The organism is Desulfosporosinus burensis (assembly GCF_054657535.1).
This window is the reverse complement of sequence record NZ_BAAHYN010000011.1, coordinates 1-21,841: the sequence shown is the minus strand read 5'-3', so window position 1 is coordinate 21,841 and position 21,841 is coordinate 1. Positions and strand designations below refer to the sequence as shown.

Sequence of the window (21,841 nt, the reverse complement as noted above, 5' to 3'; positions counted from 1 at the left end):
CACTCTACCCTTTATGCAAAAGACTTTGCACTTTTGCCAAAATTTGATTAAACTATGAATAGAGGCTCGACTAATTAATGTCCCCTACTTTTTTTAAAACGACGGAGGTAAAGAATGAGTACTGTAGTAGAAACAAAGGAATTCCAAACAGAGATCAGGCAATTATTGGACATTGTCATTCATTCTCTCTATACTGAGCGCGAGATTTTCTTAAGAGAACTTATTTCCAATGCGGCCGATGCCATGGAGAAACTTCGCTACACCCAGCTCACGGGTCCGGAAGTTAAGGACAAGGACTTGGCATTGGAGATCCAGATTAATACAGATGACAATGCACATACCTTAACTATTACTGACACAGGAATTGGGATGACTAAAGATGAATTGGTGGAAAATTTAGGAACCATTGCTCACTCAGGGTCCAAAGAATTTTTAAAGCACTTGTCTGCTAAAGGAGATCAAAAGGATCTCAATCTGATCGGGCAGTTTGGGGTTGGCTTTTACTCTGCTTTTATGGTTGCGGATAAGGTGACGATCTACACCCGTTCTTATCATCAAGAAGGGGGTAGCTATGTCTGGGAATCCGACGGTGTTGGCAGTTATACAATCACTGAAGGGGAAGACTGTGCTAGGGGAACTAAGCTGGTTCTTCACTTAAAAGAAGATGCCTATGATTTTGCCAAGGAAGAAACTGTCAAAAGAGTTATTAAACAGTATTCGAGTTTTGTACCCTATCCCATTACGCTTAATGACCAAAAAGTAAATACGGTTGACGCTCTCTGGACCAAAAATAAGAATGAAATTTCTGACGAAGACTATAATGAGTTTTATAAATTTATAGCTAATGCTCATGATGAACCACTTTTACGTTTGCATTTTTCTTCGGACGCTCCCTTAAATATTAACACCTTATTATTTGTTCCCAAGGAAAACTTCGAGCAGTTTGGTTTCGGACGAACTGAACCTGGTGTTAACCTTTATTGCAAAAAAGTTCTCATCCAAGAAAAATCTCCAGCCGTTTTGCCTGAGTGGTTGCGCTTCTTAAGAGGAGTTATGGACAGTGAGGAGCTTCCCCTTAACATCTCGAGAGAAACTATGCAGGACAGTGCCTTAGTCAGTAAACTCAACAAAGTTGTCACTACCCGCTTCCTTAAGTTTTTGGAGAATCAAGCAACCTCAGAACCTGAGAAGTATAAAGAATTCTGGGAGAAGTTTAACCTCTATCTTAAAGAAGGGGCGGCTAATGACTACACTCATCAAAAAGAACTTGTCAAACTTCTGCAGTTCGAGTCTTCAAAAACTCAGTCTGGAGAACTCGTGTCTTTGTCCGACTATGTTGGTCGAATGAAAGAAGGGCAAGAGGCAATCTATTATGTCAATGGCCCTTCGCGCGAGGTTATCGAATCCGGTCCTTATTTGGAAATATTCCGTGATAAAGACCTAGAAGTAATCTACACTTATGCACCGATAGACGACTATATCTTTGGGGCGATCAGGGAATATGAAGGGAAGCGTCTCATTTCTGCGGATGAAGCGGATCTGAACTTAAACGAACCCGAACAGAAGGATCGAAATGAACAAGCCCTATCTGAAGAGGATGTCTCAGCCTTAACGGGTTGGCTTAAAGAAGTTCTAGGTAGTAAGGTTACCGAAGTACGAGAATCAAAGCGCTTGGTAGACAGTCCGGCGGTTGTCCTCAGTCCCTATGGTACAAACAGTATGCAACGCATGATGCAGCTCGTGAATAAAGACCTTAATAACGTGGGTCCCAGTGTTTTAGAAATAAATGCTGCACATCCTATGATTAAGCGTTTAGATACTGCACATAAAAATGGAGATGCATTTGCAACCATTGCTGCAGAACAGATATTCGAAAACGCGCAAATTGCGGCAGGTCTGATCATTGATCCCCGGGGAATGGTAAATCGCCTCAATGAGATTTTAGAACGTGCTTTAGGATAAGGAAGAGAAGTCGAGTTTCGAATGATCAGGATCAACAGGATGAGACCAAATGAGAAGGGCTGCAGGTTTTTGCAGCCCTTCTTACTAAGTAGCGAAAATAACACTATGCCCTTTGATCTGCATATAATATTTATCGTAGCAATACGATTATCTAATTGATCTATAAGAAATTAGAATTTTACAAGCTAAGGAAAATTCCTTAGACTGATAGTGATAATAAGAACAAATTCAGTCATGACATAGTAAGTAGAACAAGAATCATATTTTAGAAGCCCACCAAAAGTCAGACTATCATTAAAGGAGAGTAGGGACGCTGATTTATGTGAAAACGTTCTCAGGGTGAAAGTCGATGTTGAATGGGGGGGCGGGTCCATTCAACATCGACTGAATTATGTTACTCGGAGGACTCAAACATTAGTGCTCTTAGTTGGAAAGAACAGAGTTGTTTTTAACTGAGTTGAGCTACAAGGAGTGATCGATAATGGAACTATACTTTAGAGAACTCCTAAAAGAAAGAAAATCTGCTATTGCTGAAAAGTGGTTCGATGCTATTATTGCTTCTTATCCCATGGATAACTCGGGATTTATTAAAAATCAAAGAGATTGGTTTGCAAACCCGATAGGGTACACCTTTTCAAAGGGGTATAGAAAGCATCTTAAAGTCACTCATTGAGGGAGACAGCTTTGCAGTAGGATTGCCGTTTCTAGAGGATATTATCAAAGTAAGAGCAATACAAGATTTTACACCAGCCAAGGCTTTGAACTTCATATTTTTACTCAAAGTGATAGTTCGTAAAGAACTGGAAAAGGAACTCAGGCAGAACCAGATCTCAAGTGCAGTATTAGGGTTTGAATCCAAAATTGATGATCTGGCTCTTGTTGCCTTTGATATATATGTAAAGTGCAGAGAACAGATCTATGAGCTCAAGACCGATGAGCTAAAACGGATGACATTTACATTGTTGAAAAAAGCGAATCTGATGTCCGAGATCCCTGTTCAGGAATTTGAACACAAAGACCAAAATTAAAGGAAGGAGGTCGTAGAGTGAAAGTCTTGTATTCTCTCATCGCAGTAATTCTTCTCATTCTAGTCGCCACCATGGGAGCGTTTATAACAAGTTTGCATTACACGTTTGGCATCATCATACCTTATGTAGCCTTTACTATGTTTGTAGGTGGATTCGTTTACCGAATCGTCAAATGGGGTCAATCTCCTGTGCCGTTCCGTATTCCCACAACGATCGGACAGCAAAAATCTCTCCCGTGGATCAAACAGAATAAGATCGAAAACCCTACCAGCGCACTGGGTGTCATTGTCAGAATGGCCATGGAAGTCCTCTTTTTTCGCTCACTATTCCGCAACACTAAGACTGAATTAAGGGAAGGTAAGAATGGCCCAGAACTCGCCTACGGCTCGGCAAAATGGCTTTGGTTAGGTAGTTTGTTCTTTCATTGGTCGTTCCTAATCATCGTAATAAGACATCTTAGATTTTTCTTGGAACCTATTCCGTTTTTTGTGCAATTATTGGAAAGCGTTGATGGTATCTTACAGATTGGCTTGCCAGCAGTTTATTTAACAGATGCTTTCTTTTTAATTGCGGTTACGTTTTTGTTCCTCAGAAGACTTGTTGTTCCTCAAGTTAAATACATTTCACTTCCTGCGGATTTTTTCCCGCTGTTTATGATTATGAGCATTGCAACTTCAGGAATCCTCATGCGTTATTTCTATAAAGTAGATCTAGTCGCCGTCAAGCAATTGGCAATTGGGTTAGCTACGTTTCAACCCGTTCTGCCTCCAGGAATTGGAGTTATGTTTTTCATCCACATATTTCTAGTCAGTGTTCTATTCGCCTATTTCCCCATGAGTAAGTTAATGCATATGGGCGGAATTTTCTTAAGCCCTACTCGCAATATGATCAGTAACAATCGTATGGTGCGACACATTAATCCTTGGAATCAGGATGTAAAATATCATACGTATGAACAATACGAAGATGAATTCAGGGAAAAAATGAAAAAAGCTGGTATACCGGTAGAAAAGGAGTGATCGTGGATGGCGCCGAAAGTTAAACTTCCTAAACCGGGAGAATTATCTAAGATAGACTTTTCTCTTCCGACAACGGATTGGATGGATACACCAGTCGAGTTCAAACCGGGTACCTATTGCTGGGGTTCAAAGGAAAAAGACCTCTTAACCTTAGGGTTACCTAACCCAAGACAGTGGTCGCCAGCAGACGAAGACTGGAAAATACCAGAGGGCTGGGAAACCACTATTTTAGACGGGATTGCGGAAAGATTAAGCAAATATCGCTCTTTTAAGATTTTTATGGATATTTGTGTTCGGTGTGGTGCTTGTGCCGATAAATGTCACTTTTATATCGCCACAGGGGACCCTAAAAATATGCCGGTTCTGAGGGCAGAACTGCTAAGATCCGTATATAAGAGGTACTTTACAAAATCCGGGAAGTTCCTTGGGCGTTTGGCTGGGGCGAGAGAACTTGATATGAACGTCTTAAAGGAATGGTGGTCTTACTTTTTCCAATGTACTGAATGTCGTCGCTGCTCAGTTTTCTGTCCTTATGGTATCGACCAAGCAGAGGTTACAATTATAGGTCGGGAACTCCTGAATTTAGTGGGTCTAAACATCGATTGGATTTCTGGACCTGCTGCTAACTGTTACATGAAGGGCAATCACCTCGGACTGGAGCCCCATGCTATTACTGGTAACATTGAATCAATGGTCGATGACATAGAGGATATTACGGGTATTAGAGTGGAGCCAACCTTCAACAGAAAAGGTGCCGAGATCATGTTTGTCACTCCTTCTGGAGACCTTTTAGGTGAACCAGGAATTCAAACCTGTATGGGTTACCTCATGCTATTCCATGAACTTGGTCTTGACTACACTTGGAGCACCTACGCTTCTGAAGGTGGAAACTTCGGCTTCTTCACCTCGAATGACATGGCCAAGCGGCTTAACTACAAGATTTATGCAGAGGCCAAACGATTAGGGGTTAAATGGATCCTTGGTGGAGAATGTGGCCACATGTGGAGAGTTTTGAATCAGTACATGGATACATGGCACGGCCCAGCTGACTTCCTAGAGGTTCCAAAATCTCCGATTACCGGGACGGTCTTTGAAAATGCTAAATCCACGAAGATGATTCACATCTCCGAATTTACAGCAGACCTGATCAAACACAATAAACTAAAACTTGACCCCAGTCGTAATGACCACTTGAAGGTGACGTATCATGATTCCTGCAATCCTTCCAGAGGTATGGGACTTCTCGAAGAGCCACGCGAAATCATTAGGGCTGTCTGTAATAATTTCTATGAGATGCCTGAAAACACAATCCGAGAGAAGACCTTCTGTTGTGGAAGTGGTTCAGGACTCAACGCCTCAGAAAATATGGAACAGCGGATGAGAGGTGGATTCCCACGGGCTAATGCCGTTAAATATGTCAAAGAAAAACATGGTGTAAACATGTTGGCGAATATTTGTGCCGTGGACCGAGCCGCTTTACCTGCTCTAATGGACTACTGGAATCCTGGCGTAGGGGTTACTGGCGTGACTGAGTTAGTGGGTAATGCCTTAGTGATGAAAGGCGAGAAAGAAAGAACGACCAACCTGCGCTTTGAAGATCTTCCGGGAAAGGGGGGGGATGAGTAATGTATAAAGGTGGAAAGATAATTGCCTCACTGATTATCTTTATTGGACTACTCACCCTACCGTTCTTCTACAATATGGGGAAAGCCAATGCGGGACCGGATGTTCCTCTTGATACCCCAGCTATCCAGCAACTTGCGGATAAAGACAAAGAATGTGTAGAGTCACCGGAATACATGAAGGCTAATCACATGCAACTGCTCAATGATTGGAGAACAGCAGCGGTACGCGATGGTCAAACCGTCTATGTCAATAGTAAAGGAACAGAATACGAGATCAGTCTTCAAGATACCTGCCTAAAATGTCATGCCACTGATACGGCAGCGAACCCAGTTGTTTTGAATAACCCAGTCTCGAGCAACACAGGAATGAGTAACCCGACCTTGAATTCGTCGAACTCGTCGCCTCAATTTTGTGCCTCCTGCCACGATTATTCAGCAGTAAAGCCATTGTGTTGGAGTTGCCATTTTGAGCCAAAGGAGGCAGTGAAATGAGCATCAATAGACGTCAATTTCTGAGAAGAGCTGGTATGATCACTGCATTAGGACTAGGGAGTTCATTTATTATCAGCGGTTTCCGAAAAAAAGAAGTTGCTGAAGCTGCTGAATATGGAAAGAGTTCAAAAGATTTACCTGCTAAACGTTGGGCTATGGTTGTGGATATGAGTAAATTCAAGACAGAAGAGGACTTTAAGCGAGTTACAAATGCTTGTCATAGTCTTCATAATGTTCCTAATTTTAAAAACACAAAAGATGAGATTAAATGGATATGGAAAGATGACTACCATCATGCCTTTGCCGGTGGGCATAACCAATATCTAGATGACCATGTTATCCATAGTCCTTTTATGGTATTATGTAATCATTGTGAAAATCCTCCTTGTGTTAAGGCTTGCCCCACTCAGGCTACGTTTAAAAGGAACGATGGGATCATTGCAATGGACTTTCACCGTTGTATCGGCTGCAGATTCTGTATGGGTGCCTGCCCATTCGGTGCCAGAAGCTTTAATTTCAAAGATCCAAGACCCTATATTGAGGAGATTTCCACAGAATACCCAACTCGTACCATAGGTGTTGTGGAGAAATGCAATTTCTGCTATGAACTCTTAGCAAAGGGTCTCAAACCAGCTTGTGTGGAAAAGTCTAATGGCGGGTTGATTTTTGGAGATTTAGCGGATACCAATTCAGAAGTGCGAAAAATCGTTAGTACTCGACATACTATTCGGCGTAAACCTGAGCTGGGAACTCAGCCGACCGTTTACTACCTAATGGGGGGTGACGACAATGCTTGAGACAGCACTATCCGGTAGCAGACGGTATTGGACCTGGGTTTCACTATTACTGGCTGTTATTGCTGTAGGTTTCTATGCTTATATGAATCAGTATAACAACGGTTTGGGTGTAACTGGCATGAGCCGCGATGTTTCTTGGGGATTGTACATTGCACAGTTTACTTTTCTAGTTGGTGTTGCCGCATCGGCCGTTATGCTTGTCTTACCTTATTATCTCCATGATTTTAAGAAGTTCGGTAAAATGGTCATCCTCGGTGAATTTTTAGCCATACCAGCTGTTATCATGTGTATGCTATTCATCGTAGTCGACGTAGGACAACCAATGCGGATCTTAAATGTAATCTTGTATCCGAGCCCACGATCGGTTATGTTTTATGATATGTGCGTTTTAATCGGATACCTCTTGATAAACATTGTTGTGGGGTGGACGACTCTTAGCGCTGAACGCAAAGGATTCCCATCGCCAAAGTGGGTAAAACCAATAATCTACCTTTCGATCCCTTGGGCTGTTAGTATTCATACCGTGACAGCTTTCTTATACGCAGGTCTTCCTGGTAGGCATCTCTGGTTATCTGCCATTATGGCAGCGCGCTTCCTAGCTTCCGCCTTTGCGGCTGGTCCTGCAATTCTGATTCTTTTATGCTTAATCGTTAGAAAGGTCAGTAAGTATAACGCTGACCCAGAGGGTGGAGCAATTCAGTCCCTCGTTAAGATTGTCAGATATGCTATGATTGCCAACGTATTCTTCTATATCTTAGAGTTATTTACTGCCTTCTATAGTGGTATTCCTGAATATAGCGCATCACTTAGATATATCTTTTTTGGTCTTGATGGCTATAACAACCTAGTTCCCTTTATGTGGACTGCCACAGTATTGGCCTTTTTAGGGATTGCCTTACTCGTTTTTCCAAACACAAGAATGAATGGAAAAACTCTAGTAATAGCCCTGCTATCCATTATTATTGCTAACTGGATTGATAAGGGTATGATCCTAATTGTTGCTGGATTTGTTCCTAATTCCTTCGAAAGAATTGTCGAGTACGCTCCCACTCTTAATGAAATTTTAGTGACAATGGGTGTCTATGCAATCGGGGCGTTATTAATCACGATTCTCTACAAAATTGCAGTTTCGGTTCGACAAGAGAGAGCTTAGTAGGCAAAGCGGGTCTTTTGATACTTGTTTGGGTAGGACTCTGGTATCTTAAGCCCAAACAATATCAATTTAATAATAACATTACTAAAGGAGGAAAATTTAAAATGGCACAACTAGTAGTAGGCGATTTAACAATTGAATTGGATGAAGATGGTTTCTTAGAGGATCATAGTGCTTGGAATGAAGATGTAGCAAGAGCCCTTGCAGTGACTGAGGAAGTAGAAGAACTCACAGAAGAACACTGGAGCATGATTAATTATCTGCGCGATTATTATGATCAATTTGGTGTTGCTCCGATGGTTCGTAAAATGGTTAAGGATACTGGGTTTAATCAAAAGAGAATTTATGAACTCTTTCCAGCTGGTCCAGGAAAAGGCGCTTGTAAAATTGCAGGCCTCCCGAAACCAACAGGTTGTGTATAAACCATTCAACTATAGTTTTAGTGAATAGTGTAATTGAGCTGATCACTTTGGTGATCGGCTCTTTCTTTATACTGTACAAAAAGTATAAACTTTATAGAAAACTCAAAAGTCATAGCTGAATTATGGTTTCTCAGTTTTCTATAACGTAAGTCTGGAGAAGAGTTTAGAATTTGTTAATATCCTGTTTAGAGAAATTCAAGACCACAATGTTAAACTATATCTAAGGAAGCTTCCTGTAATAAATTAAGGGGTTGTACGGAATGAAATTCAAAAAGAAAACAACTATGCTAGTCAGTTTCACGGTAGGAACCCTGTTGTTAGCAACAACAGCCCTAGCGGACATTGCTAGTAAAAGTGGGTATGATGAGTTTAAGGATGCTCTAAAGGTAACTGCTGAGCAAAGTAGCGAGAAGTTTGACAGTTTCACAATGGACTTTTCTATGGCTATGAATGATAATGGCAAAACCTTGATATCCGCTAATGAAACTACGAAATTTGACAGAACAAAGGGTGCTTCAGAAAGCAAATCTGCAAATGTTGATCTAAACGGATATAACAACACCTCTCAGACTTATTCAGACAAGACGACGGTAATCCGAGTGTCTGAAAGTGATCCAACCTATTATGTGACAGAGTATACTAAGGAGAGAGAAGATACGACCTTTAAAAACCCCTTCAAAGAAGATAGCGCAAATGATATCGAAAAAATCGCGGATGCTATTGTCGGAAGTCTCAAAGACCATGTCATTGTAACGGAAAATTCTGATGGCAGCAAAGGGCTTGCAGGTAAACTGACTGAGGTACAAATCCCTTCTTTAGTCAATGCTGTTGCTTCATTTCAGTTAAAACAGGAGTTTAATGGTAATCAAAACAAGGTGCCTCATCTGACCAAGGATGTGTTTGTCAAAGAGGTCAACGGTACAGCTAAAGTCAATAAAGACGGCGTGATGGAGAGCATTTTAGGGACCGTTGTGCTATCAGGCAAAGATGACCAAGGGACGGAGCATAACATAACGATTGAGGCTTTAGCTAAGGTAACGGACATCAACTCTACCACTGTTACGAAGCCTGATCTTACAGGGAAGGTCGTTGTTAGAAACATTGCCAGGGATTACGAAGAGTCTGAGATTATTAATCCGGAGAAGTTTGTAGGCAAATTTAAAAACGATATTCTGATTGAGAAAAACGGTAAGTTTGCTAAAATCGGCGAACGGTTTGTAGATATAACGCATATGGATAATAAGTCGGTGATGGGGCGATATTATGAAGAGTATAAGCCGGGATTTGAAGAATACTCTACCAATAATCGTAATATCAATTTTAGTGCCCAATTTGAAAAAGACCAAAGAGGGAATGGGAATTTTGAGTATACTACAGAATCCGGTGGTAAGGGGCAGGGTAATATTTTTATAAGTGATTATCAAGGAAAAGTGAACTTTAATCTCCATAATATGAATACATCCCCTGGTGGTTTGATGTTTGATTCAACTTTTAGCCCGGATTTAGATTAACAAAATTGTAAATCAAAACAGAAATGGAACTGCCGGGATTGTTTCCGGCAGTTCCATTAGTTACTGACGATGGAGGTAAGGGATGGACAAGGTTAGTGAGATCAAGAATCTCACTAAATCCTATGGGAATGGACGGGGAATTAATGACATCAACCTAGACATCTATCGAGGAGATATCTTTGGTTTTCTAGGTCCGAACGGAGCAGGAAAAACAACTGCCATGAAAATTATGACGGGTTTAATTCGACCAGACCATGGAGATGTAAAAATCCTTGGATATAGTGTCATTGAAGAGTTTGAGAAAGCAATGAAGCAGGTAGGTTGTCTGATTGAAATTGCTGAGTCTTATCATTATCTAAGTGCCGTTGATAATCTAAAGCAGTTAGCTCGGTACTATCCCGAGGTGGATCATAAGCGGATTGAAGAGGTACTAGAACTTACAGGCCTAATTAAATTCAAGAATGAAAAACCCAAAAAGTTCTCCCTAGGAATGAAGCAGCGCTTAGGTCTGGCAGCTGCCGTATTATCCAGACCAAAGGTTGTTATTCTTGATGAACCATTGAATGGCCTTGATGTCGAGGGAATGATCGATATTCGGAAATTGATCCAACACTTAGCTGAAAATGAACAGACGACGTTTTTTATCTCGAGTCACCTCATCCATGATGTGGAGCTGACCTGCAACCGCATCGGAGTGATCTACAATGGAAAGATACTCAATGTGGAGAGTACTCATAACATTTTGAAAAATTATGCCACACTGGAGAATTACTTTGTAAGTGAGGTGGAGAGAAATGGCCGTGTTCCAAGCAGCGCTGATTAATGAGGTTGAGAAACTCTATAAAAAGAAAAAAGTCATGGTGGCCGTGCTCCTTTCACTGGCAGTCATCGTCATAGGACAGCTAGGGATAATTGGAGTAAGAAGTGGTTTTGGTCTCCGAGGGACGGGAAGTCTAGAATTCCCCATGCTTGTTCTGTCAGTGGTTGTTAACACCGTCTTGCCGTTATTTACGGCGCTAGTTACAATTGATAGTTTCTCAGGAGAGTTTTCACAGAATACCATGCGTATCACGCTAACCCGACCGGTCAGTCGATTCAAGATTTATTTAGCAAAAATCACAGCTATAATGCTCTTTATCCTAGGTGTCCTGCTGCTGCTCTTGTTTTTTTCGATGTTGGCTGGATTTATCTTTAATACTAATTCAGCAACCCTTGATTCCCTAGGTAGGACTGTATTTTCCTATCTTGTAAGCTTATTCCCCATGCTTGTATTGGCTTTAGGAATTGTCCTCTTAGCCAATATTTTTAAGAGCGGAATAGCGGTCTTTTTTGTATCTATCCTAATATTTCTCGCCTTGAAAGTTCTCGGCGTAATCTTTTCCCAATATTCGAGTTTACTCTTGACGACACAACTCGACTGGTATAATCTTTTTCTAGTCAATTCTTTTCCCCTAGCAAAGATAGTGCGCCAGTTTTTAATTATGCTGGGATCTGCTATGATGTTGTTTACGGCAGGGTTTTATATATTTGATAAAAAGGAATTTTAGGGTGACGCTATGAGGCTCAAAAAACGCTTAATCTTAGCTAATGCTGCGACAGTAATTATTCCCTTGATTATTACTGTTTTAATAGCATTGGCTGCTTTTTTTATTTTCGGCAAATTATTAGGCAGCGAGATATCCTTTGAGAAATACCAAAGGATATCCATGATCAAGCTTGATCTGATCAAAGAGGCGAATGCTTTGAGTAGATCACCTGAGATGATAGAGGATGAACGTTTTCATAAATACCTACAGGAAAAGTTGTCTGAAATTAAGGGAGAGTGTGCCTTGATTAAGGATGATCAGATAATCTACTCTTCTAAGAATTTGTCTAAAATTGATGTGGCCAAGTGTTTTGGCTTACTTTTGTATTTAGCCCAAAATCCTAATCGAGTGTTTGGACGGGAAGAATTATTTGAACGTGTCTGGGGATTAGATGCTTTAGGAGACTCAGCAACCGTTACAGTTCATATAGCCCGAATACGTGAGAAAATTGAAAGTGACCCATCAAATCCACAATACGTGGAGACTGTTTGGGGTGCAGGTTATCGATTTAGGGTATAATATCTATGGATTCTAATAAAACTCATGTCTTAAAAAAAGAATACAAATATAAAACTTATTATAATGGGAACGTATTTAGAAAGAATACTTAAGTGCAAGTAATACTTGTTCGTTAAGATTTGGAGGAGATTAAGCATACTATGGATCAGCGCCTGGAAACCTGTCAAAAAGTAGTCGAGAAGGGGATCGAAATGCTCGCCATAAACCTCACAGTGGGAACTTGGGGTAATATTAGTTGTCGGATCCCAGAGAAAGACTATGTTGCTATTACCCCATCCGGTATGAACTACGACACATTAGCTCCAGAAGATATTGTGGTTTTGGATCTCAGGGGAAATACCATAAGCGGAACACACAAGCCTTCGATTGAATTACCTTTGCATCTAGCTATCTATAATGCCCGTGATGATGTCCAAGCTATTATGCATACTCATAGCCCTTATGCGACCGCTTTGGCTGTCGCACGTAAGGAACTTCCAGGAGCGGTTGAGGATATGGTTCAAATTGTGGGTGGGAATGTAAGGGTTAGTGAGTATGCGCTTCCAGGGACAGCGCAACTTGGTAATAACACAGTCAAAGCATTGGAGGGCCGAAACGCGGTTTTACTTGCCAACCACGGAATGATCGGGGTCGGAAGGAACTTAGACGAAGCGTTTAGAGTATGCCAAGTCGTGGAGAAGTCAGCCCAAATCGTCATCTTTGCAAAACTGATGGGTGGAGTAGTGAAGTTATCTGAATCGGATATTGCTGGAATGCGGGATTTTTACCTAAATGGCTATGGACAAAAATAAACCCAGTGGTTTTATCTATCGGACAAGGTACACATAACATAAAAATAATTGTAGAAGATCAGTGTTATAGAGTATAATCAGTAAACATACTCAAGTACATGCCCCTGGTCTAGTAGGGCATTTAGTAGGTTCTTGGCATAGATTAGAATTAGAAAGAGGGTATTGTGACATGAATTTAAAATACACCATCCGAGATTTATCCTTGGCCTCAGAAGGACAGCGTAAAATCGATTGGGTTATTCCACGGATGCAAGTGCTCAATCGGGTACGTCAGGAATTTGAAGAACAACTGCCTTTCAAAGGTAAAAAAGTCGTGATTTGCTTGCATTTAGAGGCCAAAACAGCTTACCTTGCTCAGGTGATCAAAGCCGGGGGTGCTGAGGTGACCGTAGTTGCCAGTAACCCACTCTCGACTCAAGACGATGTGGTAGCGGCTCTCGTTCAAGGCGGGATTGGAGCACATGCTTGGTACAATGCGACGGACAAAGAGTTTCAACATCATCTCCAATTAGCTCTTGATACTGAACCTGATTTCATCATAGATGACGGGGGAGATTTAGTCTCCACGCTGCATACCACTCGACCTGAACTGCTTCAAAAAGTGAAAGGTGGAGCAGAAGAGACGACCACCGGGGTTCTACGTTTACATTCAATGGCCCGGGATGGGGTTCTAAAGTTTCCCATGGTCGCTGTCAATGATGCTCAATGCAAGTATTTATTTGATAACCGATATGGCACAGGACAATCCGTTTGGGACGGAATTATGCGGACCACGAACTTGGTAGTGGCCGGTAAAACAGCCGTCGTCGCGGGGTACGGCTGGTGTGGTAAAGGAGTGGCTTTACGCGCTAAGGGGTTAGGGGCGCGAGTGATCATTTGTGAAATTAACCCTATTAAAGCAAACGAGGCTTTGATGGATGGCTTTGAAGTTATGCCAATGATTGAGGCAGCTAAGTATGGAGATTTCTTTATTACGGTGACAGGCAACACAGATATCATCAATAAAGAGCACTTTGTGGTCATGAAATCCGGTGCTATTATGTGTAATGCGGGACACTTCGACGTAGAAGTCAATGTTGCCCAACTGAAAGCAATATCCGTCTCTGAAAGAACGGCTAGGACGAATATTACCGAATACACACTGCCAAAGGGTCAATGTTTATACCTTTTGGCTGAAGGTCGCTTAGTTAATCTGGCTGCAGGGGATGGACATCCTGCAGAAGTCATGGATATGACCTTTGCTTTACAGGCATTGTCTTTAGAATACGTTGCTTTAAATCATGACAAATTGTCCCCTCAAGTCTATCAGGTCAATACAGAGATCGATGAGAGAGTAGCCATGTTAAAGCTTGAGTCTCTTGGATTATCGATCGATAAATTAACCAAGGAGCAAGAAAAGTACCTCACTGCTTGGAGTTCTGATGAGTCCAAATAACCTTTGTAATTTGGCTTCAGAGATGGCTTTCCTAGGCACCTTAGGAGACGATTGACTATAGCAAAAACACCGTTCTTCATACGGTGTTTTTGTTTGTGGAAAGGTTATGAGCAACATTGCCTATATAATCTCGGATGGTTAAGATATAATGGATCTGAAAGTTATGGATAAAGAGAGGCTTAGGCATGGGAAAAACACTGATTGTCGCCGAAAAACCGTCTCAAGCCCGTGAATATGCAACAGCCTTAGGAGTTAGAGGTAGAGGTGACGGGTATCTAGAAAATGAACAGTATGTAATTACCTGGTGCTATGGCCACCTTTTAGAGCTAGAGCGTCCGGAAGCATATATGGATTTAGAGCGAGTAGGGAAACGCTGGAGTTTAAATCGTCTGCCAGTCTTACCTAGTTTGAAGACCTTTCGTCGGGTTGTCAAAGCGGGGTCTGCTAAACAATATCAAGTCATCCAACAGTGGTTAAAGTCTTCGGACATCGAAGAGGTTATTTGTGGAACTGACGCCGATCGGGAAGGGCAGCTGCTCTTTCAAGAAGTATGGGATGCCTCTAAATGCAGTAAGCCTTTATCTAGGCTCTGGATTTCTTCGCTGACGACCGCGGCGATTCGAGAGGGTTTAAAGTGTCTACGACCTGCAGAAGCTGTGGCTGGCTTAGCAGCTGCTGGGAATGGTCGAGCCTTTGCAGATTGGGATTTTGGCATGAATCTGACCGAAGGGTTTACCGCATTGTTTGGTAGCTTTGATGCTGTTCGCAAAAAACCCAATGTAATTTCCATAGGCAGAGTGCAGACCCCGACTTTGGCCTTGATCGTTGAAAGAGAATGGGAGATTGAACGGTTTGTAGCTCAGCCGTTCTTTGAAGTCCGAGCAGAGTTTGTGACCACACAAGGGGATTACCTTGGCAAGTGGTTCGATCCACGTGAGGAGTCGAAACGTCTTACTGATCCCCAAGTGGCCGAGAGCATTGTAGCCAAAACTCAAGGTAAAGCAGGAAAAATAGTAAAAATGGAACAGAAGGATGTCCAGGAACCTGCCCCGCTGCTCTTTGATTTGACTTCCTTAACGATTGCTGCCTCAAAGAAATTTGGCTTTAGCGCAGAAAAAGTTCTCCAATTGGCACAATCCCTGTATGAGAAAAAGGCCATAACCTATCCACGAACGGACTGCGCCTATCTTTCTGAGGATCTTATACCCAAGTTACCTGAACACCTGCAAGCGATACGCCAAGAACCCTACACGAATTGGGTGGACGAGGCCAGTCATTTAGGTGTACCTAAGGGTAAACGCGTCATTAATACTATCACGGCCCACCATGCCATCATTCCGACGACAGAGAAGGTTGCCCTCGAGAGACTTAGTCGTGAAGAACAGAACCTGTATGACTTAATCGCTCGACGATTTTTGGCTGTCTGGTTTCCGCCTGCTAAATATCATCAAACAGAGGTGGTGACATTGGTCGAGGGGGAGCAGTTTCGTACCAAAGGCAAAGTGCTTCTGAGTCCTGGCTGGAAAAAAGTTCATGGACCCGATGAATTAGATGAGGCAAATACTCGTAAAACCAAGAAGAAAAACGACAGTGAACAGGCAGATGACGAAAACACCTCCCTACCACCGTTGAGCAAAGATGAGGAGGTGCGCACAAAACGTGTTTTTAGCGAAGAAAAAAGCACTAAACCGCCGAAACGCTTTACCCAGGGAGACCTGCTCAAAGCCATGGAAGGCGCAGGCAAGCAGATTGATGATGAAGTGCTCCGTCAGCAATTGAAAGGTAAAGGGTTGGGCACTGTCGCAACCCGACCAGCGATTATGGAAAACCTCATCGATAGGGGATATATTCTCCAAGACCAGAAGGCTTTAAAACCGACCCAAAAAGGAATCGAACTGATTCGTCTGATCAAGGAACGGCTTCCTCAGGCCCAGCTCCTGATCAGTGCCGAGATGACAGGGCAAATGGAGTTCAATCTTTCCAAAGTGGAAAAGGGAGAATTGACCATCGAACAGTATATGACGGATGTTGAAGAAGCGATAGGTCGAATTATCAAGGAACTGCGCTCTTTTGAACACTCTCATGGGAAAACCCCCCTGGCCCTTGCACCAACCGTAGAAGTTCAGACTTCTAGGACAGGGACGGGGGAAGGGGCAAAAGCTACCCGCAAGAAGCCTACTAAGGCCCAAAATTCTTCTGGGGCAACGGAAGAGAAGGCTAAAATTAAAAAGTTAGAGCATCCTGTCAAAGAAAACAGAGAGAAAAGTGAACTCCAGACCGAAGCGTTTGGTAAGTGTCCAAAATGCGGTGGGGACGTGATCGAAGGGCAAAAGGGGTTCGGGTGCGCGAATTGGCGAGAAGGATGCCGTTTTGTTCTCTGGAAGACCCCAATCTGTGGTAAGGTGCTTACCCCGAACCAAGTTAAAAGCCTGTTGAAGAAAGGAAAAACTCCCCTTATTAAAGGGTTTAAATCTAAATCGGGTAAATCTTTCGCAGCTTATCTAACTTGGGAGGATCCCAGCGAGGCTAAATTAAAATTCGAATTAGAGAAAGAATGAGTATTAGAGGATGAAACAGACCTTCAACTTACTGCAAAAGATGAGACAATTAGTTTTGATTTTATGGCCTGTCTTAGTTGCCCAGGTAACAATGTTTTCTATGAATTTTTTTGATACCGTGATGTCTGGACAAGCGAGTACAGCAGACTTAGCCGGGGTTGCCATTGGTTCAAGTTTATGGGTACCCATTGGTGCTGGGTTGGGTGGAATTTTAGTGGCGGTGACCCCCATCGTAGCTCAGCTAATCGGTGCTAAACGCAGTGAAGAGATTGCGGGCAAGGTCGTACAGGGAATCTATTTGGCCATGGCAATTTCAGTCTTAGTGATTATTGGGGGAGCACTTTGCTTGGACTCTGTGCTATCTTTGATGGGTTTAGAAGATACAGTGCGTCGTATTTCCCGTTCTTACTTGTTAGCTCTAGCCTTTGGAATTCCGGCACTGTTTATATACCAGGTTCTACGTTCTTTCATCGATGCCTTAGGGAAGACTCGTGTCACGATGATGATTGCCATACTTTCATTGCCCATAAATATTGCTTTAAACTTTATTTTGATTTTCGGAAAACTTGGTTTCCCAGCTTTAGGCGGAGTTGGAGCAGGTGTCGCCTCTGCCATCACTTACTGGTGTCTACTTCTTATTGCCTTGACCATCATTTTACGGATGGAATCCTTCGCAGCTTATGGAGTGTTTGATCGTTTATTTGGCGTATCCCTTAAGGAATGGGTTGAACAGTTAAAGATAGGTTTACCTATTGGGTTTGCCATCTTTGTGGAGGTCAGTATATTTGCAGTGGTTGCTTTACTGATGAGTAATTATAATACAGTAACCATTGCAGCTCATCAGGCAGCTATGAATTTTGCTTCATTGCTCTATATGGTACCTTTTAGCATTTCTACTTCCTTAACGATTTTGGTCGGCTTTGAAGTAGGTGCGGGAAGACACAGGGATGCTCGACAATACAGCTTTTTAGGCATGGGGATGTCCGTGGGCATGGCTGGTATCTGTGCAATTATTTTATTAATCTTTAGCGAGCAAGTAGCCAATTTGTATTCGCGGGAAACTGAAGTCATTCAAATGGCCCAACAGTTTCTCATTTATGCCTTGTTCTTTCAATTATCGGATGCGATTGCCGCCCCGATTCAGGGGGCTTTACGTGGCTATAAAGATGTTAATGTGACGTTTATAACCGCGTTCATCTCCTATTGGATTATCGGATTACCGGCAGGGTATTACATGGCTAGCTATACTTCATTAGGAGCAGTGGGTTACTGGATTGGTTTAATTTTGGGATTGGCGGTCAGCGCTGTTGGTCTGTCGGGGCGACTTCTTGTTGTACAACGTCGATATTCCTCTTGAGGATAGTAAACTTGGTTAAAGGGTTTAAGACTTCCTGACTTACAGAATACTTCGAAAATAAGTCTTGGTGACTTAAATGAGTTATCAAGACTTATTTATTTATGATTGAAAAGTTAAAATCTTTAAATTACTCTGAGATAATGCTTTTCCGGGGTTTGATAAATAGGACCTGAAAGCTTAGCATAAGTCCTTGAAAATACGTACATACTCCACTGCTATTAAACTTTCTGATATAATATACTAATTTGTGTGATAATTGGCAAAGAACTTGCAATGAAGTTGTGGAATAGTAGTTAATCCTTTTATAAAAAGGAGGTTTTGATGGTCATTTCAGGGCAATGAAATATTTGAATCAAAGGAGGAATATAAGTAAAGGTTTAACTGTAATATTATGCATTTTTCATGATATATCTTTGTAATTCTTACTTGACAAATCATTTTGAACTTTATGCAAGTCTAATGAGGTGAAAAATAGGCAAAATTAAGGCCGATAACCTAAGGTTCTTAGCGTTCATCGCATAGGATTATTTTTCACAGACCTGAAAATACCAAGAAGGTAATAACCAAGGATTTTTCTTTCGTAACACATACTAAGATTGACACGTGGAATTTATCAGCTGACTTATCTTCTTAAACCCGGTTCTCAGATTAAATCACAAGAAAGGGTGAATAACTTGTCACAAGAGAAGTCTAAAGGGATATATGCTCGTATTAATCCTGTTGTTTTCTGGGGCAGTGCTATTTTATGTGTTTTGTTATATGCCCCAATGCTTATTTATGGTACAGCACTGAAACCCTATGTTGCAGTCATATTAAAAGCTATAACTTATAGAATGGACTGGTTATGGTTATTATTTACTTTGGGCTGTGTAATATTTTCATTTTGGCTGGCTTTTGGCAAATATGGCAATGTAAAATTGGGTGGAACAGATGATAAACCAGAATTCTCAGACTTCAGCTGGTTATCTATGATGTTCACTGGCGGTGTTGGAGCAGGTTTAGTTTATTGGTCCATGGCCGAGCCTCTGTATTATCTAAAGTTCCCTCCTTACTGGAATGAGACATTTTCTGGGCAAGCTTCGCAATTCGCTATTGCCTATGGAATGTTTCACTGGGGTATTTCTGCCTGGGCTATCTTTGTTCCAGGGGCCATCGCTTTTGCCTACATGCTTTACGTAAGAAAAAAACCCTACTTCTCCCCAAGCTATGCTTGCCGGGGAATTTTGGGTGACCGGGTAGACGGATGGCTTGGCAGAGCGATCGATATCTTTGTTGTGCTTGGACTGGTCGGCGGATTAGGAACAACCTTAGGAACAGTTATTCCTATGATGTCGGCTGTTGCAGCTGGTTATCTGGGTATTCCGGATACTATGACGGTAAAAGTCGTGACCACACTGGTGATTGCAGCAACATTTACCTATAGTGCTGTCTCCGGTATAAATAGCGGAATTAAAAAATTGTCGGAATTAAATAGTTGGTTATGTATGGGACTATTAGCGTTTGTTGCGATCGTTGGCCCCACCTTGTTTTTGTTTTCCTTTTATGTTGACAACTTAGGGGTTTTGATTACTAACTTTTTTAGGATGAGTTTATATACAGATCCGATTAGCAAATCCGGTTTTCCACAAGACTGGACAGTATTTTACTGGGCTTGGTGGGCAGCATGGGCTATGTATTTCGGCTTATTTGTTGCCAGGATCTCCAAGGGGAGAACGATCAAAAACGTGGTTCTAAATATGATGGTTGTAACGTCCATTGGCTGTTCGCTGTTCTTCTTAGTGTTCGGCGGCTATGCTGTAAATCTTCAGCTTAATCTAGGGGTAGCACTTGATATGACTATGAAGGATGCCGGTGCTGGGGCAATGATTTCCCAACTCTTGCATACCTTACCCGGCGCTGTAATTGTTATTCCCTACTTCTTATTTGTAATGCTTATTTTCCAAGCTACTACCATTGATACTAATGCGTATATTATTTCTAGTATTTCTTGCAAAGAAGTTAGGAGCAATCAGGAATCTCCCCGCTGGACAAGACTTTTCTGGTGTGCACTCCTTGCTGTGATCGGAGTAGCTATCATGATGGTGGGCGGATTACCGGTAATTCAGCTTTCATCGGTTGCCACCAGCGTACCGATTATAGTTATTATCATCATCTTATCGCTGTCCCTACTCAAGTGGCTCAAGGAGGATTTCGGCAAAGAAGAAGAAATACAAGTTGTCGATTATCCGGAAGAAGATTAATCATAACAGGGCTGTAGCAGTAAGATCAGCCCGGAAGATAGCAAAAGGCGGCTTCAGCTTGAAGTCGCCTTTTGCCGTCAAATATAAGCCATGCCTGGGTGCACCTCTAATTATATCCTATATAAGTGTTTAGTATATTACAGTTATCCCGGGAGGCACAATAATAAGTAGAATGAAAAGCTCATTGTCAATTTTCACTTGCTAGAGAAGCTTTAGAGACAGAGAATCCATTTTCACAAATAGATTTAAGTTCTAGGATAAACTCTTTTTCTATTAAATTAACCGTTTGACGATTTGATCTGATTAACCCTACGGTTATCCCTAATTTAACATCATTAATAGGAATTGGTTTTATTCCACCAGATTTCAGATAAATATCACCAATGGACATAAATTTTGGAAAGAATGAGATTGCCATCCCTTGGGAGACAACTCGTTTTATGAGTTCAAAGTTACAAAATCTAAAGGCTACTTTAGGCTCTCCATAGTTTTTCAGAATGCTTGTAATACCACCATTATTTTTGGTATATTCGTCATTATAGGCGACAACAGGATACTCTAATGCTTCCTTTAAGGATACAGAGTCCTTAGCTGAAAGGGGTGAATCTTTTCCCGCGTAAACCAAAAATTCATCAGAAAATAAAACTTCGCTAAAAATGTCTTTTCTGTTAATTTCTTCAGTCAAGAGAACGATACCAAGGTCAAGTTTACCAGATAAAACGTTCTGTAAAATAATGATTGATTCTTCAACGGATAAATTTATATTGATATTAGGATGCCTCTTTTTTAGGTGTGATAAAACGCTAGGGATGATTTTGTCGCCCATGCTGGGGATTATTCCAACAGACAAGCTACCTGATAATTCAGAGGTATTAGCAATTTGCTTAATCTCTTCCACTCGATCAAGAACATCCCGGGCCTTTTCGATAATGATCTTACCAATATCTGTCGGGTAAGCGCCAGAAGTAGTACGCTTAAATAATACGGCCCCTAATTCATCCTCAAGCTTGCTAATCGCGGAGCTGACGGCTGGTTGGGTGATAAAGGCATGTTCAGCTGCCATGGATATTGAGTTATATTTAGCTACTTCACAGAGAAGATATAATTGTGTTAATCTCATAAATACCTCGCTTGTCTTTAATCAATATTAAACTTAAATTATTAGCTAATGTTCAATAAAGTCCGATTAAATTTCAGTAGCGTTGCATCAAACTAGATCGAGTCATGTCAATAAAGAAAATGCTTTCTCTATAATTACTTAATATACCATTATTGGTGTATACATCCATGTGGTTTTTCCTCCCATAGGCCAAAGGAGCATTGACATAGAAGGTAGTTCTTTTCCG

At 41.6% G+C, this 21,841-nt stretch carries 18 protein-coding genes and 1 pseudogene; 18 read left to right on the top strand and 1 reads right to left on the bottom strand.

Going from position 1 to position 21,841, the window contains the following annotated elements:
* Positions 1–114: 114 nt before the first annotated feature.
* The 18 genes and pseudogenes from htpG to ACYQ3Q_RS18785 all read left to right on the top strand — a co-directional run bounded on the left by htpG (position 115) and on the right by ACYQ3Q_RS18785 (position 20,495).
* A complete protein-coding gene (gene htpG / locus ACYQ3Q_RS18870) occupies positions 115–1,962 on the top strand; it encodes a molecular chaperone HtpG (protein WP_459930068.1) in 1,848 nt (615 codons plus the stop codon).
* 481 nt (positions 1,963–2,443) lie between these two features.
* On the top strand, positions 2,444–2,635 hold the full coding sequence (locus ACYQ3Q_RS18865; protein ID WP_459930067.1) for an RsbRD N-terminal domain-containing protein: 192 nt from the start codon (positions 2,444–2,446) through the stop codon (positions 2,633–2,635).
* 22 nt (positions 2,636–2,657) lie between these two features.
* Complete coding sequence (locus ACYQ3Q_RS18860) at positions 2,658–2,990, top strand: RsbRD N-terminal domain-containing protein (RefSeq protein ID WP_459930066.1); 333 nt, start codon at positions 2,658–2,660, stop codon at positions 2,988–2,990.
* Between the two features lie 17 nt (positions 2,991–3,007).
* Positions 3,008–4,009 (top strand): sulfate reduction electron transfer complex DsrMKJOP subunit DsrM, encoded by a 1,002-nt coding sequence (gene dsrM, locus ACYQ3Q_RS18855; RefSeq protein WP_459930065.1) that lies wholly within the window; start codon positions 3,008–3,010, stop codon positions 4,007–4,009.
* Between the two features lie 6 nt (positions 4,010–4,015).
* Positions 4,016–5,635, top strand: a complete 1,620-nt coding sequence (gene dsrK, locus ACYQ3Q_RS18850) for a sulfate reduction electron transfer complex DsrMKJOP subunit DsrK (protein WP_459930064.1) — start codon at positions 4,016–4,018, stop codon at positions 5,633–5,635.
* A complete protein-coding gene (gene dsrJ / locus ACYQ3Q_RS18845; protein WP_459930063.1) occupies positions 5,635–6,126 on the top strand; it encodes a sulfate reduction electron transfer complex DsrMKJOP subunit DsrJ in 492 nt (163 codons plus the stop codon). Before dsrK ends, dsrJ begins: the two co-directional genes overlap by 1 nt.
* On the top strand, positions 6,123–6,923 hold the full coding sequence (gene dsrO, locus ACYQ3Q_RS18840; protein ID WP_459930062.1) for a sulfate reduction electron transfer complex DsrMKJOP subunit DsrO: 801 nt from the start codon (positions 6,123–6,125) through the stop codon (positions 6,921–6,923). Before dsrJ ends, dsrO begins: the two co-directional genes overlap by 4 nt.
* Positions 6,916–8,076, top strand: coding sequence for a sulfate reduction electron transfer complex DsrMKJOP subunit DsrP (gene dsrP, locus ACYQ3Q_RS18835; protein WP_459930061.1), 1,161 nt, complete (start codon positions 6,916–6,918; stop codon positions 8,074–8,076). The genes dsrO and dsrP overlap by 8 nt, the downstream gene beginning before the upstream one ends.
* A 104-nt stretch (positions 8,077–8,180) precedes the next feature.
* Positions 8,181–8,498: a TusE/DsrC/DsvC family sulfur relay protein gene (locus tag ACYQ3Q_RS18830; protein WP_034145102.1), complete on the top strand. Its 318-nt coding sequence runs from the start codon at positions 8,181–8,183 to the stop codon at positions 8,496–8,498.
* Between the two features lie 260 nt (positions 8,499–8,758).
* On the top strand, positions 8,759–10,009 hold the full coding sequence (locus tag ACYQ3Q_RS18825) for a hypothetical protein (protein WP_459930060.1): 1,251 nt from the start codon (positions 8,759–8,761) through the stop codon (positions 10,007–10,009).
* A gap of 82 nt (positions 10,010–10,091) precedes the next feature.
* Positions 10,092–10,832: an ABC transporter ATP-binding protein gene (locus ACYQ3Q_RS18820; RefSeq protein ID WP_459930059.1), complete on the top strand. Its 741-nt coding sequence runs from the start codon at positions 10,092–10,094 to the stop codon at positions 10,830–10,832.
* Positions 10,804–11,556, top strand: coding sequence for an ABC transporter permease (locus tag ACYQ3Q_RS18815; RefSeq protein ID WP_459930058.1), 753 nt, complete (start codon positions 10,804–10,806; stop codon positions 11,554–11,556). The genes ACYQ3Q_RS18820 and ACYQ3Q_RS18815 overlap by 29 nt, the downstream gene beginning before the upstream one ends.
* 342 nt (positions 11,557–11,898) lie before the next feature.
* Positions 11,899–12,114, top strand: a pseudogene (locus tag ACYQ3Q_RS18810) (winged helix-turn-helix domain-containing protein); the annotation flags it as partial.
* A 140-nt stretch (positions 12,115–12,254) separates the two neighbouring features.
* Positions 12,255–12,905: a class II aldolase/adducin family protein gene (locus ACYQ3Q_RS18805; RefSeq protein WP_459930057.1), complete on the top strand. Its 651-nt coding sequence runs from the start codon at positions 12,255–12,257 to the stop codon at positions 12,903–12,905.
* A 169-nt stretch (positions 12,906–13,074) separates the two neighbouring features.
* Positions 13,075–14,340 (top strand): adenosylhomocysteinase, encoded by a 1,266-nt coding sequence (locus ACYQ3Q_RS18800; protein WP_459930056.1) that lies wholly within the window; start codon positions 13,075–13,077, stop codon positions 14,338–14,340.
* Positions 14,341–14,525: 185 nt separating this feature from the next.
* Positions 14,526–16,898, top strand: coding sequence for a DNA topoisomerase 3 (locus tag ACYQ3Q_RS18795; RefSeq protein WP_459930055.1), 2,373 nt, complete (start codon positions 14,526–14,528; stop codon positions 16,896–16,898).
* A 40-nt stretch (positions 16,899–16,938) separates the two neighbouring features.
* The gene (locus tag ACYQ3Q_RS18790) at positions 16,939–18,255 is read left to right on the top strand and encodes an MATE family efflux transporter (RefSeq protein WP_459930054.1); all 1,317 of its coding nucleotides are present in this window, start codon (positions 16,939–16,941) and stop codon (positions 18,253–18,255) included.
* Positions 18,256–18,929: 674 nt separating this feature from the next.
* Complete coding sequence (locus ACYQ3Q_RS18785; RefSeq protein ID WP_459930053.1) at positions 18,930–20,495, top strand: BCCT family transporter; 1,566 nt, start codon at positions 18,930–18,932, stop codon at positions 20,493–20,495.
* A gap of 187 nt (positions 20,496–20,682) precedes the next feature.
* Here ACYQ3Q_RS18785 and ACYQ3Q_RS18780 read toward each other — a convergent pair whose 3' ends face one another.
* On the bottom strand, positions 20,683–21,615 hold the full coding sequence (locus ACYQ3Q_RS18780) for a LysR family transcriptional regulator (RefSeq protein WP_459930052.1): 933 nt from the start codon (positions 21,613–21,615) through the stop codon (positions 20,683–20,685).
* Between the last annotated feature and the right edge of the window lie 226 nt (positions 21,616–21,841).

What these genes read in the sequence shown, in the direction of transcription:
- ACYQ3Q_RS18865 (WP_459930067.1), top strand. Translation starts at nt 2,444, where the DNA reads ATGGAACTATACTTTAGAGAACTCCTAAAAGAAAGAAAATCTGCTATT.
- dsrP (WP_459930061.1), top strand. Translation starts at nt 6,916, where the DNA reads ATGCTTGAGACAGCACTATCCGGTAGCAGACGGTATTGGACCTGGGTT.
- dsrK (WP_459930064.1), top strand. Translation starts at nt 4,016, where the DNA reads ATGGCGCCGAAAGTTAAACTTCCTAAACCGGGAGAATTATCTAAGATA.
- dsrO (WP_459930062.1), top strand. Translation starts at nt 6,123, where the DNA reads ATGAGCATCAATAGACGTCAATTTCTGAGAAGAGCTGGTATGATCACT.
- ACYQ3Q_RS18830 (WP_034145102.1), top strand. Translation starts at nt 8,181, where the DNA reads ATGGCACAACTAGTAGTAGGCGATTTAACAATTGAATTGGATGAAGAT.
- ACYQ3Q_RS18790 (WP_459930054.1), top strand. Translation starts at nt 16,939, where the DNA reads ATGAGACAATTAGTTTTGATTTTATGGCCTGTCTTAGTTGCCCAGGTA.
- ACYQ3Q_RS18820 (WP_459930059.1), top strand. Translation starts at nt 10,092, where the DNA reads ATGGACAAGGTTAGTGAGATCAAGAATCTCACTAAATCCTATGGGAAT.
- ACYQ3Q_RS18815 (WP_459930058.1), top strand. Translation starts at nt 10,804, where the DNA reads ATGGCCGTGTTCCAAGCAGCGCTGATTAATGAGGTTGAGAAACTCTAT.
- ACYQ3Q_RS18800 (WP_459930056.1), top strand. Translation starts at nt 13,075, where the DNA reads ATGAATTTAAAATACACCATCCGAGATTTATCCTTGGCCTCAGAAGGA.
- ACYQ3Q_RS18825 (WP_459930060.1), top strand. Translation starts at nt 8,759, where the DNA reads ATGAAATTCAAAAAGAAAACAACTATGCTAGTCAGTTTCACGGTAGGA.
- htpG (WP_459930068.1), top strand. Translation starts at nt 115, where the DNA reads ATGAGTACTGTAGTAGAAACAAAGGAATTCCAAACAGAGATCAGGCAA.
- ACYQ3Q_RS18805 (WP_459930057.1), top strand. Translation starts at nt 12,255, where the DNA reads ATGGATCAGCGCCTGGAAACCTGTCAAAAAGTAGTCGAGAAGGGGATC.
- dsrJ (WP_459930063.1), top strand. Translation starts at nt 5,635, where the DNA reads ATGTATAAAGGTGGAAAGATAATTGCCTCACTGATTATCTTTATTGGA.
- ACYQ3Q_RS18795 (WP_459930055.1), top strand. Translation starts at nt 14,526, where the DNA reads ATGGGAAAAACACTGATTGTCGCCGAAAAACCGTCTCAAGCCCGTGAA.
- ACYQ3Q_RS18780 (WP_459930052.1), bottom strand. Translation starts at nt 21,615, where the DNA reads ATGAGATTAACACAATTATATCTTCTCTGTGAAGTAGCTAAATATAAC.